20 protein-coding genes are annotated in these 16,479 nt (G+C 57.8%); 15 read left to right on the top strand and 5 right to left on the bottom strand.

The genetic code is table 11. The features are described 5' to 3' along the window. Nucleotides 1-112: 112 nt before the first annotated feature. Complete coding sequence (locus tag WDN10_02980; protein ID MEJ0053666.1) at nucleotides 113-1,120, top strand: YibE/F family protein; 1,008 nt, start codon at nucleotides 113-115, stop codon at nucleotides 1,118-1,120. A 10-nt stretch (nucleotides 1,121-1,130) separates the two neighbouring features. On the opposite strand, the gene WDN10_02975 is transcribed toward WDN10_02980, so the two are convergent. Continuing rightward, entirely contained in the window at nucleotides 1,131-1,988 is an 858-nt protein-coding gene (locus tag WDN10_02975) for an integrase core domain-containing protein (GenBank protein ID MEJ0053665.1), read from the bottom strand. A 69-nt stretch (nucleotides 1,989-2,057) separates the two neighbouring features. Beyond that, nucleotides 2,058-3,053, bottom strand: coding sequence for an IS30 family transposase (locus tag WDN10_02970; GenBank protein MEJ0053664.1), 996 nt, complete (start codon nucleotides 3,051-3,053; stop codon nucleotides 2,058-2,060). A gap of 114 nt (nucleotides 3,054-3,167) precedes the next feature. Between WDN10_02970 and WDN10_02965 the strand changes: the two genes are divergently transcribed. The 14 genes from WDN10_02965 (at nucleotide 3,168) to WDN10_02900 (ending at nucleotide 12,466) form a co-directional block, all read left to right on the top strand. After that, complete coding sequence (locus WDN10_02965) at nucleotides 3,168-3,554, top strand: hypothetical protein (protein ID MEJ0053663.1); 387 nt, start codon at nucleotides 3,168-3,170, stop codon at nucleotides 3,552-3,554. A gap of 71 nt (nucleotides 3,555-3,625) precedes the next feature. After that, entirely contained in the window at nucleotides 3,626-4,726 is a 1,101-nt protein-coding gene (locus WDN10_02960) for a M20 family metallopeptidase (protein MEJ0053662.1), read from the top strand. A gap of 3 nt (nucleotides 4,727-4,729) precedes the next feature. Next, nucleotides 4,730-5,359: a Type 1 glutamine amidotransferase-like domain-containing protein gene (locus tag WDN10_02955; protein MEJ0053661.1), complete on the top strand. Its 630-nt coding sequence runs from the start codon at nucleotides 4,730-4,732 to the stop codon at nucleotides 5,357-5,359. 79 nt (nucleotides 5,360-5,438) lie between these two features. Then, nucleotides 5,439-5,831, top strand: coding sequence for a large conductance mechanosensitive channel protein MscL (gene mscL, locus WDN10_02950; protein ID MEJ0053660.1), 393 nt, complete (start codon nucleotides 5,439-5,441; stop codon nucleotides 5,829-5,831). A gap of 14 nt (nucleotides 5,832-5,845) precedes the next feature. Next, nucleotides 5,846-6,508, top strand: a complete 663-nt coding sequence (locus tag WDN10_02945; GenBank protein MEJ0053659.1) for a hypothetical protein — start codon at nucleotides 5,846-5,848, stop codon at nucleotides 6,506-6,508. A gap of 11 nt (nucleotides 6,509-6,519) precedes the next feature. Next, a complete protein-coding gene (locus tag WDN10_02940) occupies nucleotides 6,520-6,780 on the top strand; it encodes a hypothetical protein (GenBank protein MEJ0053658.1) in 261 nt (86 codons plus the stop codon). 222 nt (nucleotides 6,781-7,002) lie between these two features. Continuing rightward, nucleotides 7,003-7,698 (top strand): hypothetical protein, encoded by a 696-nt coding sequence (locus WDN10_02935; GenBank protein MEJ0053657.1) that lies wholly within the window; start codon nucleotides 7,003-7,005, stop codon nucleotides 7,696-7,698. Nucleotides 7,699-7,745: 47 nt separating this feature from the next. Then, a complete protein-coding gene (locus WDN10_02930; protein ID MEJ0053656.1) occupies nucleotides 7,746-8,546 on the top strand; it encodes an SIMPL domain-containing protein in 801 nt (266 codons plus the stop codon). Nucleotides 8,547-8,696: 150 nt separating this feature from the next. Then, nucleotides 8,697-9,089 (top strand): hypothetical protein, encoded by a 393-nt coding sequence (locus tag WDN10_02925; protein MEJ0053655.1) that lies wholly within the window; start codon nucleotides 8,697-8,699, stop codon nucleotides 9,087-9,089. Between the two features lie 120 nt (nucleotides 9,090-9,209). Then, entirely contained in the window at nucleotides 9,210-10,253 is a 1,044-nt protein-coding gene (locus tag WDN10_02920) for an integrase core domain-containing protein (protein ID MEJ0053654.1), read from the top strand. Nucleotides 10,254-10,340: 87 nt separating this feature from the next. Next, nucleotides 10,341-10,526, top strand: coding sequence for a preprotein translocase subunit SecE (gene secE / locus WDN10_02915; protein MEJ0053653.1), 186 nt, complete (start codon nucleotides 10,341-10,343; stop codon nucleotides 10,524-10,526). Nucleotides 10,527-10,537: 11 nt separating this feature from the next. After that, the gene (gene nusG, locus WDN10_02910) at nucleotides 10,538-11,110 is read left to right on the top strand and encodes a transcription termination/antitermination protein NusG (GenBank protein ID MEJ0053652.1); all 573 of its coding nucleotides are present in this window, start codon (nucleotides 10,538-10,540) and stop codon (nucleotides 11,108-11,110) included. A gap of 18 nt (nucleotides 11,111-11,128) precedes the next feature. Next, nucleotides 11,129-11,548, top strand: coding sequence for a 50S ribosomal protein L11 (rplK, locus tag WDN10_02905; GenBank protein MEJ0053651.1), 420 nt, complete (start codon nucleotides 11,129-11,131; stop codon nucleotides 11,546-11,548). Nucleotides 11,549-11,656: 108 nt separating this feature from the next. Next, nucleotides 11,657-12,466 carry an IS1595 family transposase gene (locus tag WDN10_02900; GenBank protein MEJ0053650.1) on the top strand — a complete coding sequence of 270 codons (810 nt, stop codon included), beginning with the start codon at nucleotides 11,657-11,659 and terminating at the stop codon, nucleotides 12,464-12,466. A 57-nt stretch (nucleotides 12,467-12,523) separates the two neighbouring features. Here WDN10_02900 and WDN10_02895 read toward each other — a convergent pair whose 3' ends face one another. Genes WDN10_02895 through WDN10_02885 form a run of 3 tightly spaced genes read right to left on the bottom strand, consistent with a single transcriptional unit; the run spans nucleotide 12,524 to nucleotide 16,468 of the window. Further along, nucleotides 12,524-13,201: an HAD family hydrolase gene (locus tag WDN10_02895; GenBank protein MEJ0053649.1), complete on the bottom strand. Its 678-nt coding sequence runs from the start codon at nucleotides 13,199-13,201 to the stop codon at nucleotides 12,524-12,526. Next, complete coding sequence (locus WDN10_02890) at nucleotides 13,185-15,599, bottom strand: hypothetical protein (protein MEJ0053648.1); 2,415 nt, start codon at nucleotides 15,597-15,599, stop codon at nucleotides 13,185-13,187. The genes WDN10_02895 and WDN10_02890 overlap by 17 nt, the downstream gene beginning before the upstream one ends. Then, complete coding sequence (locus WDN10_02885; GenBank protein MEJ0053647.1) at nucleotides 15,581-16,468, bottom strand: hypothetical protein; 888 nt, start codon at nucleotides 16,466-16,468, stop codon at nucleotides 15,581-15,583. The genes WDN10_02890 and WDN10_02885 overlap by 19 nt, the downstream gene beginning before the upstream one ends. Nucleotides 16,469-16,479 lie beyond the last annotated feature (11 nt).

The raw sequence follows: 16,479 nt of genomic DNA, 5'->3' as shown, positions 1-16,479 counted from the left end.
GCGAAACATATATTGGTTCTGTGGGGCACTATTGCTGTTTAGTGTAGTCACAATACCGATTCTTACGCGAGCACAAACCCCGCAGCCGGATACCGAAGTCCTCGAAAAAGCGGTGGTGCTCGAAATCTCGAATCCCCGCGTTATCACCCCGCCCGGCACGAGCGCACCGTCGCACGTGCAAACGCTCTCGGCGACAGTGCTCGGCGGTCCCGATGAGGGCGCGGTATATACGTTCGACAACGACTTCGCGCAGCTTTCCGTTGGCGACGTCTTCTATCTCCGGCATACGCATACCTCGGAAGGCAGCGACTTTTATTCGGTAGCCGATCCGTACCGGCTCGATATTCTTCTCGCGCTCGCCGCGATATTTCTCCTTCTCGTGTTCGCCTTCGGCGGGATACAGGGCGTGCGGGGGCTCCTGAGCCTTGCGGGAAGCCTCGCGCTCATTTTCTATCTTCTCCTGCCCGGCATCATCGCGGGGTATTCTCCCGTCCTTGTCGCCATAGGCGTCGCTTCCCTTATCATCATCGTCGGTTCGTACATAACGCACGGATGGAACCGTACCACGACCGCGGCGGTCCTCGGGATGGTGGCGACCGTTATCATTACGGGCCTCGCGGCCTCGTATGTCGTACACGCGGCGCAGCTTTCGGGATACAACAGCGAAGACAGCACCTATCTCCATTTCCAGTTCAACGGCACCATCGATCTCGTGGGAGTGCTTCTTGGCGGCATCCTGGTCGGGCTTCTCGGCGTCCTCTACGATATTGCGATAGGGCAGGCGGTTTCGGTCGAGGAACTCATGAGCGCGGGCCGCCATCTCACGAAGCGCGAACTATACCGCAAGGCGATCCGCATCGGGCGCGAGCATATCGGGGCCCTGGTGAATACGCTCGCGATCGCGTACGTGGGAGCGGCGCTCCCGCTCCTCCTCTTGTTCCGGAACGCGGAGGCGTCGGTAGGTTATATCCTCAACGGGGAAGTATTTGCGAGCGAGATCGTGCGCATCCTCATCGGCTCGATCGGCCTCGTGCTTGCGGTGCCGATCACGACGCTGATAGCGGTGTATCTCATCGCTCCGAAAGAAAGGCCTGCACAAACCTCCCTCCATCCGCATTGACGTCTTCTAATCAACACCTTGGCACCACCTCCTTGAGTACTTGTGCCGGGGTCAGGAGATTCAGGCCGAAATGGTGCCGCTCCCGGTTGTACCAGGGGATGTATTTCTTCAGAGCCGCATTGAACGCTTCCGGACTTCTGCGCGCATGGTCGAGGCACTCCTCCTGAAGCGTGCGGTTGAATCGCTCGATATGCGCATTGTCGTTGGGTTTCCCGATGCGGGAATACCGGTGCTTCCTCCGGATGCGCTCGACGAACCACGCCCCGAACTCGGGACCATGGTCGCTCTGGAGCATTTCGAAGCGGAAGGACGCTCTCCGCTGCGCCTCCTCGACGAAGCGCACGGCGGTCGCGGCATCCATGCGCGCATAGGTCTTCGCGTACGCGGTGCGGGAATGCACGTCGATGAGGGTGAAGGTATACATCCGCTTCTTCAAATCGAGCATGGTGTGAATGGTGTCGATCTGGACGAGGGAACCGGGTTTCTCCGGCAGGGGGCGGTCGACCTGTGGGTGGTATCGCTTGTACGGGCTCCTCTTCTTGAGGAGGCCCATGCGGTCAAGCGTTCGCTTGATGGTGGAGAGTGAAATCACCACCCCTTCCTCCTCCAGTATGCGCTGAATGACTTCCGCGCTTCGCTTCGACTTGAGCCGGGTATGGAAGATCTTCCAGCGGAGTTCGTCTGAGAGCTGCCGGGGATGGCGCTTCGGACGCGACGAGCGCGTCGGTATCGGGTGGTATCCGATGCGTTCGGCCCTTCGCACCCATTTCATGACGGCGGTGTGATGGTACCCGAGATGCCGCCCGATCTTGCGCGCGCTCCAGCCTTGGCGGAAGAGATCCGCCGCTTCGCGGCGGATGCGGGGCATACGGGGGTTGGTGGTGTATGGCATGCGACTTGGCTTAGTGGTGCCAAGGTATTGAACCATTACTTGAATTCAAACTCTAAATGCCCGCTTCTTTAATAATAGCGCAAATGCTTCTTCAGGTGTTTTGAAGCCGATAGCTTTTCTGGGCCGAGTATTGAGCTGCTTCTGCGCTTGCTTCAAATACTTAGTTGGCACCCGCCGGAAGTCCGTTCCCTTGGGGAAATACTGACGAATAAGGCCATTGGTATTTTCGTTTGTACCACGCTGCCACGGGCTTTGTGGATCAGCGAAATACACCTGCACCCTGGTCTCTTTGGTGAAGAGTTCGTGCTCAGCCATCTCGCTGCCGCGATCATGGGTGATTGATCGGAAGGCTTCGCGGGGCAAGCTCTTCACGGTTTTCGTAAGTGCCATGCGCACCGCAGGAGCGGTCTTTTCTCTGAGCGGCACCAGAATGGTCATGCGCGTGGTGCGTTCCACCAAGGTCGCAATGGCTGATTGATGTCCTTTGCCGATAATGAGGTCGCTCTCCCAGTGTCCAGGTACTGAGCGGTCTTCCGTTTCTTTGGGGCGCTCGTGAATACTCACCATATTGGGTATCTTTCCTCGCCTGTCGTGCACCCGATACCTGCGCCTGCGCCCTTCGGCGCCCTGGCGCAGGTACGACGTAAGCTCCTTGCGGAGGCTCCCGCGCGGGAGCACATAGATATAGGTGTAGATGGATTCGTGGGAGACTTGCATACGAGTATCTGTAGCGTAGTGCTGTTTCAAGTACTGCGCAATCTGCTCCGGGCTCCAGCGAAGCCGGAGCTTTGCATACACGACACGCTGAAGAGGCGCGTAGTTGAGCTTCTTCCCGCGTCTCGGGATTTTCTTTTTCTTTCGTGCATCTTTGTGTGCCCGGCTTGGTCGGTATCCTTCAAACAACGGTTTCGAGCGTCTGAGCTCTCGTCTGATGGTTTTAGGATCGCGATTGAGCTCGCGTGCGATTTCGACTGGCCAGAAGTAGGCTGCACGCATAAGACCAATGCATTCTCGTTCCTCGAACGTTAGGTGGGTATACATACGTGGTATCATATGCGGGCAGTTAGAGGTTGAGAGTAGCTTACGCATTGATTGACATCAGTGTATACGTATGGTAGGGTAGTTCGTGCTGCGCAGACTTGAAAGGAGGCGCGAATGTACTTCGAGAGACTACGTCCCGAGCACCTATGCAAACGCGCCAAGATAGTGCTCAGCGTTTGTGAGACCATCGGACTCGTTGCCGCATGGGATGTTTCCCGGATTTCCGAGTCAGAATACGTGGAGATTTGGGATGAAGAGCAGCCCGGCAGCCAAGTGATGCGAGTTCGTTTCTCAGACCACAATATCAGCGACAGATATCGTTGCGAATGGCGGAACTGCAAGTCGTCTCAATTTGAGGTGGCGTACCGATATGGCCATGACGAGGTCGATGGCAGTTGCTACGAAGCCATCGCTTGGGTGGCGAAGACGTTCAATCGCTCCGCATATCTGCCCGAATGGGTGCTCGACAAGATCTGGGGTACACCAACAATCGCGGTTTAAGACCGCCACAACGGGGAGCCGTTGGAGGCGGCTTTTCTTTTTACCTATGCAGCAGGCTATACTGAGCGCACATGGAAGAGATTGCAGCACTCGAAAAGCTCGCTCTCAGCTTGCTAAAGTTCAAGACCATAAAGACGGAAGCAAAGGAAATCGAGGCGTGTATCGGTTCGATCGAGAAGGAATTCGGTAGTAGCGTTTCTGTAACGCGTTTTCCACATCCATCTGCGCCCAGTCTCCTCTTAACTCCAAGCGGAATACCAAATCCGAGAATTCTTTTTGTCGGCCACATAGATGTGGTTCCGGCTGAGGAGCCACAGTTCGCGCCGCGAATAGCGAACGGCCGTTTGTACGGTCGCGGCTCCTTCGACATGAAAGGTCCGCTCATCGCTTCTCTCCTTGTTTTCCAAAAAGCTATGAAAACCGCGCGTACAGATGGTTCTGTGCCGAGCGTCGGCGTGCTCATAACAAGTGATGAGGAAGTTGGCGGGAAAGACGGCGTAGGCCGTATCCTGGTCGAGCATCCTCTGAAGCCCGAGATCGCCATCGTTCCCGATGGCGGCAACGCGTTTGAAGTCGCGGAAGGCGGCAAGGGGGTGGGATGGCTCGATGTAACGATAAACACTAAAGCCGGGCACGTATCGCGGCCATGGGAAGGCAAGAATGCCATACAACTTATGGCGAAGCTGCTCGTCGCTCTGGAAAAGAAGTACCCTGGAATGCAGGAGAAAGAAACGCACGAGACTACGCTCGTCCCGATATCGATCAGCACAAAGAACACCAGTTCGAACGTCATCCCAGACCATGCGTTTGCAAGCTTTAATCTTCGTTTCACCGAGCATTTCGATTTTGACGAGCTCAAGAAGACCGCCGAGGGCCTTGAAGGCGTGTCCGAGGTGATTATCAAAAGAAGTATTGAGCCGTACCAGGCAAATCTTGCGCACCCGCTACCGCAGAAACTTTTAAAGATAATCGAAGAGAAGACGGGGCGATCAGTAAAAACGAGCGTATATCCGTCAACCTGTGATGCGCGATTTTTCGCACACACGGGCATTCCAGTCGTCGTGACAAGACCAGAAGGTAACGGAGCGCATGGGCCGGACGAATGGGTTGATCTAAAAAGTCTCGCGCTTTTCCAACAAGTACTTGAGAAGTTTGTGGAGGAATGCGGTTAAGATATGAAACTATTTCTGTCCTCCGAAGGAGTTCCAAGATCTGACCAGCTCCGAGAACTTCTTGCGGTATCTCCTGGCGAAGTGGCGAAGGTTGCTCTTATTAATAATGCACAGGATCCATACCCTGAAGACCTCGCAATGGAACGGATTGGTGCCCTGAACGATACTTTTAGTTCATTGGATTTCGAGCCGGTGAACATCGACTTACGCGAGTATACAGGCAAAACTGCAGAGCTGATTACGAAACTAAGAACATGTAATCTTATCTGGTGCGCCGGAGGAAACTCTTTCTCATTACGATATGCCATGAAGACAAGTGGCTTCGACGAAATCATCAGGACCCTTCTTGCAGAAGGTATTGCCTATGGAGGTTGGAGTGCCGGAGCAGTCGTGGCCGGGCCTTCGCTGCGTCTTATTGAGCTTATGGATGATCCGGGCAAAGCACCGGAGATAGTGTGGGAAGGCCTCGGTCTTATACCCTATTTTATATGGCCGCACTGGGATATGGAGAAGTACCTTCCTTTACAGAAAGAGGCTCTAGAAAGGATGAAACATCTCCCTTATGAATCGATGGTTATGAGAGACGGGGAAGTTCTGATTATAGACAATGGGCAGGAAAAAATGCTTAGCTAGTAAACGCTGGCTCACTTTGGAATAACACGCCGCCGCGGCCCCGCTTTTGTTTGGCCTCACGAAAGAATATACTACCCGCATGAAATCCTTCTTCAAGGAATTTGAAACCTTTGCCGTGCGGGGGAACGCCCTTGATCTCGCGGTTGGCGTCGTGATCGGTGCGGCGTTCAACCAGATCACGACCACGCTTGCGACGAACATCCTTACGCCTCCCGTCGGCCTCTTGCTCGGCGGTTTCGACTTCTCGAAGCTTTCTTTTCCGCTTGGCGGAAGTGCCGAGATACAGTACGGGCTCTTCCTGCAAGCCGTGCTCAATTTCATACTGATCGCGTTCGCGCTCTTCCTGGTCGTGAAGCTCCTGAACCGCCTGACGTATAAGAAGAAGCAGGAGGAACAGGCTGCGAAGCCGGTTGAGAGCGAGCAGGTAATCCTGCTGCGGGAGATACGGGACGAGCTCAAACGGCCGAAATGATAGACTGGAAGGATATGAAACAGCTTCTCGCGTGCGTCGCGCTCCTCGTCCTTATCGGCGTCGCCGGATTCCTTTACAGGAACGCGGTCGAGCATCGCGGAGAGCCTATGGCGCCCGGCGCGACCGCCTGTACGCTTGAGGCGAAGATATGTCCCGATGGCACGGCGGTGGGGCGCTCGGGTCCCGGGTGCGTCTTCGCCCCCTGCGCGTTTCCGAATATTGAGATGGGCGAGGAGGGAATCGCGTACGCGCTTCCCGCGGGCTTTGCGGCGGACGAGAACGCGATCGGGGCGGAGCCGACGCTTCGCGCCGCGTTCGTCGCCTCAAGCACGGAGACGATCGTGATCCGGGAATATCCGGTTCCGGAAGGGAAAAGCGCGGAGGATGTGATGATCGCGAACACGCAATACGAATCTTCCGGGAACATGGCGGAGTCGATGAAGGAATTCAAGCCGGTCGTCGTAGGCGGGAAAACGTTTTATTCGGTTACGGTCGAGCGTTTCGAAGCGTACGTGCACACCCTCTACTATCTCCCGCGCGCAACCGACGTGCTCCGGTTCGAGGCTCTTGATAAGGAGGTGCTTGACTGGTCCGACCCGAAGCTTGTAGTCTCGGAGCTTCCGGCGCATGCCGCGCTCCTCAAGATGCTCTCGACGCTCCAGGTATCGAAGCCATAGGGCAGGAGCTCATGGAGCTCTACGAAATTCCAGAAGAACTCAAGGGTTTGTATAAGCATTGGGAGAATCATGCGAAGCGGCCTGAACCAGCCGTTTCGCACGATTCCATTTCGCGGGCGCTTCTTGATCCCGTCATCGCATTTGCGGGAGAGCGCATGCGTATTTGGGACAAGAAATCGCGCGGTCTTGCCGCGCCGTACACGGACGATCCGGAGTTAAGTAACCATTCGTGTTGGTATCTTTCCGTACCGGAGAAAGCGGTATTCCTTTAAATGCGAAAATTCCAGCCCGTACATACGAGCCGGAACAGGTCCGTTGCTCCCGGAGAGGTTCTTGAAAAATACGTTTTTCCCGCCAATTAAACAAGTGTTTGTATATTCGCGTTCAAAACAGGCAAAAGGGCTCGATACCTCAAGCTTTTTTGCGTATTTTGACCAACACGGAATTTAACGTAGCTCGACGATCCGGTTCTTGCGGCGTAACGCTTTTGTAACGTGTACCGCGAACTCGACCGGCAGACCGTCGAGTATCATCGTATGCTCGCCCCGCTTGCCGGGGATTTCTCTCTTTTGCTTATGAATCTGTTCTTCGCGCGCCTTGTCGCGCGGCCCGAGACGCTTCGCTCGACCGGGCTTCTTTCGTTCGATGTCAAAGAGAACGAGGAAGTGCATGAACGATTGCTCGCGCATCCGCGCCCGAAGTACGGCGTTCCGTACGTGTTTCCGATAAGTACTATTCTTAACAGCAGGTATCCGACGCGCGAGAAGCTTCTCTGTGCCTATCTGCCGAACCGTATCCGGGACTGCGCAGAAATCCTGAGGAGGAGCGAACACCGCGGCGTAGCGGAGCTTCTGCCGGAGATACTTTCCGCATGGGGATTCAATCACTCGTTCCTGTGGACCGAAGTGCTGATCGACATCGCATACCAGCATCCCGAACTCGTCGACCTGTATAAGCCGTTTCCCATAGGTCCCGGGTCAAGGCCCACGATGCTTCGCCTCGCTCCGGATAGGCCGCCGGAGGAGACGGCCGCGGCGCTTGCGCAGGAAGGTCATGAGGCTATGCCGCTTCTTAGTTTCAACGGAAAGCCGGTACACCTCTCGGCAGAAAATTGGGAAGGCATCGGCTGCGAATACCGAAAGTATGTAAACCTTCAAAAAGGGGAAGGACGCAAGCGGCGCTTTGCCTGAGAGATTCTGCTATACTGTCCGCACTTACCCGTTAACCGATTTACTATATGAACGAAAACGAAAAGACCCTGCGCATCGAACCGCCGCACCGCATCGTGCAGGTGGGAGCGTTTGCGCTCGCCATGCTCGCACTCTTCCTTCTCGTGGAATCGCTTTCGGTGATCCGCGACCTTAACCACCCGAGCGCGCCCGCAACCGACACTATTACCGTAAGCGGACAGGGAACCGCGAACGCGGTGCCGGACGTGGCCAAGATCACGTACACCGTGACCGAGACCGCGAAGTCGGTCGGTGACGCGCAGACTGCCGCGACCAAAAAGAGCAACGACGCGCTTGCTGCGCTTAAGGATTCCGGCATCGAGGACAAGGACGTGAAGACGCTTGCGTACAGCGTATCCCCGCAATACACGTATCCGACCTGTCCTCCGGGGGTCTTCTGTCCGAACAACACGGCAACGATCACGGGCTATGACGTATCGCAGACTATCCAAGTGACGGTGCGCGACACCGCGAAGGCTGGTGACGTGCTCCAGGAGCTCGGAACCCTTGGCGTTCAGAACATCAGCGGCCCCAATTTCACCGTCGACGAGGACGGCAGCGTGAAGGCCGCGGCACGCGCGGAAGCGATCGCGGACGCGAAGGAAAAAGCGCAGGCGCTCGCCAAGGAACTCGGGGTCCGCCTCGGCCGCGTCGTGAACTTCTACGAAGAAACCGGCGGCCAGCCGTATCCTATGTACTCGCAAAGCGCGTTTGGCGGCAAGGCCATGGATATGGCCGCAGCGCCTTCGCTTCCGACAGGGGAGAATGAGACTACCTCGACCGTTTCCATCACCTACGAAATCAGATAGCCATACTGATCCCGGTGTAAGGGACAGAAACGCCGTATATACGGCGTTTTCTCGTATTTTAAGAAACCTCGCTTGACAGACGTATACTACTATGCTACATTCTAGTCAGGAACCGGCATTGGGCCGTTCCTATGCAAAAAGGGGTATGCCATGGATATCACCGCCAAAGTCCTCCGTCAGCGCGCGAAGCTCGTAACGGAAGGAGACATCCGCCGTCGCGTGCGCGGCCGCGAAATCACCCTCGAACAGGGCATCAGCCAGGCGCGCGCCGCCGGTTTCGTGGGCCTGGTCCGCGACCTCGAGCGCGATCTCGCCACCGTGAAGGATGGCATCAAAGCGCGCCTCAAGACCCTGGTTCGGGACGGTGCGTATACGGTCGCCGAAGCGCTCAGGAACGCGCAGGCTTCCGGCATCGACGAGCTGGAGGGCTTCAGGGCCGAGCTCGCTGTGGCACGCCATCCCAGCTCACTCAGCGACGCAGAAATCGCGCGCCGGGCGGCAGTACTCCGCCAAGCGCGAACTTGCGATCGCATCGCGGCCTGATCGCCACGACTCCTCGACACTTCAAACCTCCGCACCGTTAAGGTTGCGGAGGTCTTTTTTATACTTGCACACCGCTGCACAAGTTCAGATACATATGGCACTCCTCCTAACTGAGGAGCGATGCGTCAATTCAACATACTGAAGGATACCGAGGGCTGGTTGTATATGCGCGAGCGGAGCATACGCTTCCTGCATATGAGGAACAACGACGAGGTGCGGCATCGGGTCAAGGTGCTGGACTTCTGGAAAACGCACGGGGAGCGTGCGGCCAGGGACGCCTTCAGCGTCTCTCGCCGCACGCTCTTCCGTTGGCAGGCGAAGCTCGACCGCGCGCACGGGAGACTCGACGCGCTCGATCCCAAGTCGACGGCACCGAAGAATCGGAGGAGACGCATCGTCCTCCCCGAGGTCGAGACGTTCATCCTGAAGGAGCGCGCGGAGCATCCGAGGCTCGGCAAGGCGAAGCTCGCAGCCCTGCTGCGGGAGGACGGGTACCGGGTATCCGAATCGTATGTCGGGAGGGTCGTCGCGGACCTCAAGAGGAGAGGGCTGCTGCTCCCGCACAAGCCGCTCTCATACTATGCGCGAAGCGGCACGTATCGGGAGAAGCCCGTATCGAAGCGCACGAAGCTGCGCAGGCGGCACAAGCGGGGCATGGAGCTCGACACCGTCGTCCGCTTCATCGACGGCGTGAAGCGGTACGTCCTGACCGCCATCGATGTCGAGAAGAAGTTCGCCTTCGCCGGCGCGTATACCGTCCACTCCTCCGCGTCCGCCGCCGATTTCCTCGCGCGCGTCATCGCGGTGTGCCCCTTCGACATCACGGAGCTCCAGACCGACAACGGCCCGGAGTTCGCCAAGAACTTCGAGGCGGGGTGCCGCGCCCTCGGCCTCACCCACTTCAATACGTTTCCCCGCAGCCCGAAGATGAACGCGTTCGTCGAGCGGTTCAACCGGACGATCTCGGAGGACTGCATCATGCTCAATCGGCCGCTCCTGCGGGACGACGTCGCGGCATTCAACCTGAAGCTGGTCGACTGGCTGCTCTGGTACAACGCCCGGCGTCCGCACGAGTCCCTGGGACAGGTGCCGCCGCTCCGGTATATACTCTCCTCATTAACGGCCGAGGAGTGCCAGAGGTACTGGACGCGTACAGCTGCTTGACTCGATTTCCGGCCCGTACTATCATGGGAAACGTACCGACCCCGCAGGGGTTTTTTAATTGGCGAATCCGCTTTTACCCACCACCCTATGACTTCACTTTTCTCGTATCTCACGCACGTGCGCGCAGAACTCTCGCACGTTACCTGGCCTTCACGAAAGGAAGCGATTGAGCACACGCTCCTCGTACTCTTCATTTCGCTTATAACCGCGCTTCTTATCGGCGCCCTCGACTACGTCTTCACGACCGTCGTGAGCTACTACGTCGGCGCATAACTTCCCCGGCCATGGAACCCAACAGCACCCATATCACCGACCAGACCAGGCTCGGCAAGGAAGACGCCCGCTGGTACGCGATCCACACGTACGCCGGATACGAGAACGCCGTGGAGCGCAACCTCAAGCAGCGCATTGAGTCCCTCGGCATGGAGGAGAAGATATTCGACGTCGTCGTCCCGACCGAGAAGAAGATCCGCGTGAAAGCTGGGAAGCGCGTGACCGAAGAGGAAAAGATTTATCCGGGGTATATTCTCGTGCGGATGCTCGTCGACGATGACTCGTGGTTCGTGGTGCGCAACACCCCTCGCGTGACCGGGTTCGTGGGCTCGGGCGTAACCCCTGTCCCGATGGACGAGGCGGAAGTCGCCGTCCTCATGAAGCGCATGAATGCTGAGGTCGCGAAGCACAAGATCGACCTCGTGAAAGACGATCCGGTCGTCATAAACGACGGGCCGTTCAAGGACCTCGAGGGCAAGGTGGGGGAGATCGACGAGGACCGCGGCAAGGTCAAGGTTCTGGTCGCCATGTTCGGCCGCGAGACGCCGGTCGAGCTCGATTTCTTGCAGATCAGGAAGCTCTAGCGTAGAGTCTCCATACGTATGGCAAAGCTCGTAAAGAAGATAAAGCTCCAGATCCCGGGCGGGAAGGCGACGCCCGCTCCTCCGGTCGGTACCGCGCTTGGCCCGGCGGGCGTCAACATCGGCGACTTCGTCTCGAAGTTCAACGAAGCTACCCGCGAGAAGATGGGTATTATCATCCCGGTCGAACTCTCGGTCTTCGACGACCGCAGCTTCACCTTTATCCTAAAGACCCCGCCCGCGTCCCGCCTTATCCTCAAGGCGCTCGGTATCGAGAAGGGTTCCGGGAAGACTCCGCTTGAGAAAGCAGGCACGCTCTCGAAGGCCCAGGTGCGCGCTATCTCCGAGGAGAAGATGCCGGACCTCAACGCCGGTTCGCTTGAAGCTGCCGACCGCCTTGTTGAGGGAACTGCCCGTTCGATGGGCGTGGAGGTCAAATAAGTTTTTGAATGGGTAATCCCTAACTCTGCCACCACATATCTTTGAAATATCCTTGCGTGAGGCTCTCTGACGGGCACAGTGGTGCAATACCTAATAGTGCCACCATATATGCCCGCTCCTGTATGTCCGTATTGCGCCTTCCGCCGTGCCTGGAAACTCCGCAGGAACAAACTGAAGTGCAGGCGGTGCAGACGCGAGTGGAGCGGGCACGCAGCTCCAGTTGAGGGCATCCGCAGCACGGAAGCCGAGTGGCGGAAGTGCATACGTGTCTTCCTCAGGGAGCGGACGATCAAACGTATCGTTGAGGAGACGGGAATACCGCATTCGCGCGTGGAGCGCATGGCACTCCATCTCCGTACGGTCATGACGGCTGACCAGCCAGCCGTGCTTCCCGGTCCAATCGAGATGGACGAAACGTACATCGGCGGCCAGCGCAAGAACAAACGTCTCCACATCCGGCGTCTGGAAACGAAGCGCGGTCACGGGACCGACAAGCTTCCCATCTTCGGGCTCTTTTCGCGGACCTCCGGACAGGTATATGTCGCCATACTCCCCAAGAAGCTTGATTGGAGGACCATCTTCAGCACGATCGAGCGGCTGGTGCCGGAGGGAGCGTACGTGTATACCGACGGCTTCAAAACATACCGCGGCCTCAAGAAGCGGGGGTACCGTCACGAGTACGTGGATCATGACGGCGGAGAGCTCGTACGCGGCGACGTGCATACGAACAACATCGAGGGCTTCTGGGGGCTCTTGAAGCGTCGTCTCGGATGCATCGGCGGCATGCGCCGTACGCATCTGTACCTCTTCGTCGGAGAGATCGCCTGGAAGTTCAACCGCCGCACGAAGACGCTTGCCGAGCAGGAGGAGCGTCTGCTCACGCTCGTTCAGGGCACTGGGTTTGGTGGCAGGAATTAGGGATTACCCTTTGAATATAAAAACAGGCGCCCTAAACGGCGCCTGTTTTTATTATAGCTATCGTGCCGGGAGCAGGCCCCGCAGATCAAGCAAACTCGGAAGCTGGGGGACGCTGATTTGCGCGTCGACAGCTCGCACATTAACGAGTGCGGTGCGTATGCCAAGCGCCGCCGGGACCACGTGGTCGCTTTGCACCCGGTCCCCGATATAGAGAAAGTGCCGCGGCGGAAGGTGCGGATAGAGGGAAAGCCACAGCCGGTATGCCGCACCGTCCGATTTGCTCGCCTGGTCTTCGGTAAGGCAGTGGGTGAAGCTTTCGGGAGAAAGCCCGAGAGCCGCGAGCTTCTTTTGTGTTTGAGACAGGTTCGAGCCGGTAATCAGATCCATTCCATCACAGGAAACGCGCAGCTCGGCAAGGAATCGGTTCACTGTCTGATCCGGACGCAGCACCGCGGCGATGTCGGCGCGCTCGAGGGCCTCTTGCACCAGGTTCGACGCCTCGGAAAGCCCGAGCGATTCGAGGGTCTGCCGCCCCGACAGTCCCGAACCGTCCCGGTACAGCTCTTTAAACAGCAGCTCTGCGTCGATAAGGGCGATGCCGCGGTGCTCGGCTATCTTTTCATACAGGTACTTTTGGATCATCGTATCGATATCCGGCGATTTCGGATACAGCGTCTGGTCGAGATCGAATCCGACGACGCGCACGTCTTTGAATCGGTCAGCCTGCGTTGACATAGAAAATGGCGGCATTTCCGAGCCCGACCTTGAGCCGGCCTGCGAAGCGCGTGGCAAGCGCGAAAATAAGCGCACGGTCCACGGGTTCCGGCGCGTGGTTCGCGAATACGGCGGTCGCCTGCAGGCGCTTTCCGAACACGTTCGCCTGGAAGAAGACAAGATGGTCCTCCTGCGGGTCCGACTTTCCGGCCTGGTATGTGGTGAGGATGGGGTTGTTGTGCGCCCCGCCCTTAGTTTCGAGATAGGAAATAGCCCGTTCGATGGTATCGATGCCTTCAAACGAAGCGAAGCGATCGAGGAAAGGATGGGAGCAGGAAGTGTTTTCTTCGAGCTTGATAGTCGTATAAGAAATTCCTCCTTGGGGAACGGCCGGGGAACGCACGTTCGGTCCGATAAGAAACGGGCCGCTTACGCTATCGACCGCGCCCATCGGTTTCGACGGTTCCGCGATGATCTTCCGCACGCGCTGCTCCTCGGTAAGGAGGAGGATGTTTCCCCGACTCGACAGCATGTACAGGTCTCCGGAGGCGAGGGCAAGGCTGTCGCGGACGGGGCGGACATACGCATCATGAAGACCGAAAATGTTCTCCGGGTACGCGTTCGGAAGGTTATGGGCCCGGGCGACGTGGAACGAATGCAGCTTTCCGTTTTGGACGAAAAAGATGTCGTGCGTAAGGCAGGGATCGTGCGTGTATTCGGTCCGGCCCGTATCCGGGTTACGCGACCTGCCCATATCCTCGGTCGGATCAAAGCGCTGCACGATGGTCGCGCGTCCCGGGTTGTCCGCGAGCGCTTTTTTCGCGGTTTCCAGCTGGTCGAAACCGAAATGTACGCGCGTGCGCTCCCCGTAGCTATAGTCGCCGTCGTGATCAAGCCGGAGCAGCTGCTTCGCGTACGCGTCGCGCATCTCTTCCGTCGACTGGTCGCCTTGCTTATAAATACCCGGCATCTGCGCGAGCGCGGTCGCGCCGTCCCGGTAGACGGCAAGTACGACGGCGGTGCGGGAGAGCCCTTTCCGTTCGTCGCCGTGCGGCTCCGTAATGCCTTCGGTATAGGTCTTGAGAAGAAGCGACCGGTGTACATCGAGGAACGAGTCGCCTTCGGCGAGGATAAGCGGAAGCGTTTCGGTATTGAGCTTGAAAATGCTCGAGAAGTCCTGGATGAACGAATAACCGAAGCGCGCCGCGATCGCGGCACGTCCGATCTGGCCGCCGACATCCATTCGATGGAGCATGTCCATTTCGTATTTCTGGAACCGGTCTTTTTCGCTCAGCCACTTGAATATGCCGCCCGCTTCTTTCGAGCGGAGCTCGAACACTTCCTCGCAGATATCGAACGCCATGCACATCACCGAAACCTGCTCGCCCTTAAGGCCGATTTTGTAGTAGTACTCCTGGTCGGGGATGAGCGCCACGTTCGGTTCGAGCAGGATTTCCTCGGTTCCCCGTATGTCGTTCGGTTCCGTGAACGGTTCCGCGGCGAGGCCGCTCGTGCGTTCCACGTTCGCCCGGTTCAGTTCGGCGCCGATAAGTAACTGCTCAAGCGGCGTAAACTCCGACTTTCTCTCGCCGAGGTACTTCATCAGCGAATACTCGATGCGGAAATCGTTTTCGTCGCGGATGAAGTACGTCCGTTCGCCAAGCCGTAGGTCAAGCCGGAGCAGCCCGCCTTCGAGCGTTACGCGAAACGGCACCGTAGCGCGTATCCGCTCGTTCGGGATCGTGACCGTGGGAGGCTGAAGATGCTGGAAGTCCTTCGGGTCGAGCATGACCGGAGGCTTTTCCTTTTCCGGAATCTTTCTCAGGAGCCCGATAAGCTTGTTAAGCGCGTCGAAATACTTTTTCTCCTTCGCGTTCGCTTCCCTAAGGAACGACGAGACATCTTCCGGAATGCGCGGACCAAGCCAGGCAAGATACTCGGCAACGACCGCGGCGCTCTCCTTGTTCTGCGACATATAGAGCGGGAGCACGACGATGGTTTCCCCGAAGAGACGGAGGATGTCTTTTGAGAGATTGGGATAGTGCGCGGATACGGCCTGTCCGTCCCTGATGTAGTTGCCGCTGCGGCTCTCGTCGAGGCCGTGCATGAGCGCAAGCAGCAAGTTGGTGCTTGGCGAAAACGTAAGCGACTCCTCGGAAAAAAGTATGAGATAGGAAAGGGTGGGGTGCGCGAGCGAGTTGAGGATCATGCGCTCCGTCCCGTCGCGGCTTACGATCAGGGGCCCGAGTATCGATACCGCCAAGCGGTTGTTCTCCTCGACGTCGTTATAGATCTGGCCCGGCGCGCTCGTATTCGTGCAGATGCCGATCCGGCCGTTCGCCGACTCGGGCGGCGCGAAAAGCAGCGCGTCGACGATGGGGAATTGCGGTCTTGCGCTTGTCATCGGCGATTTGTCCATACGGAGGGAAGCAACTCGTCGATGGCATAAGAGTTGGCCTGTTCGGTGGCGGAGGCGAAACACCATATTTGCGGCTCGAACGTGCGGGCCCGCGCTAATTCGCTGATGAACTGGCGGCAGCAACCGCAAGGGTTACAGGGCGTATCGGTTGCTTTCGAAGAGATGATGCCCAGGTGCGTGATGTCGCTTGCGCCGCTCATAAGCGCGTTTACGAGCACGGCGACTTCCGCATGTATGCCAAGGCGTTTATCGAAGCTCGAGTACTGGCCGCCGTAGTAGAAGGTGCCGTCCTTGGTGCGCACGGCGGCACCATAGCCCGACGCGCCGTCTCGCGTCGGGAAATTGAGCGTGGTTCCGGCAAGCGACAAGCGGCGGAGCTGGGACTCGATGCTCTCTCCTGCGACTTCGCGCGCCTGGGGAAGCGCAACGATCCGCGTAGGATCTGTTGCGGCTGAGAGCAAGTGCTCGGGCATCCGGTAAAAGGGGAGAGCATTGCGCGCGTCGTCGACCGAGAAGAGAATGTTTCCGTCCATATCGAATACCGCGTAGCGTATGGCGGTACCCGTGCGCGCGGTGTGGTCGGCGAGGGCTTTGAGCGCAAGCGGCGAGACGGGCGTCGCAGGATCGACTGCCATCGTGTGCACCTCGGTGATCGGATAGTCCCCGTGATGCGTAGCGCGGACGAGCGCGGCGAGTTCGGAAGGGAGGTCGAGGATGTGCGTCTGCGACGATACGGTTCCGGCCGGATACGAAGCTCCGCTTCGGGAATAGGCGACCGATGCCGTAACCGCATGCTGCTTTTGGGGAGGAGCCGTCGATATCGAAAGTTCAAGCGCGCGTGTGAGAGAGGTGATATCGGAGGGGTTCATACGCATAGGGT

The sequence above is a fragment of the bacterium genome, assembly GCA_037200965.1.
In the GTDB taxonomy this organism is placed as follows: Bacteria; Patescibacteriota; Minisyncoccia; order Phycocordibacterales; family Phycocordibacteraceae; genus C7867-001.
This window is presented reverse-complemented; position numbering and strand designations above follow the sequence as displayed.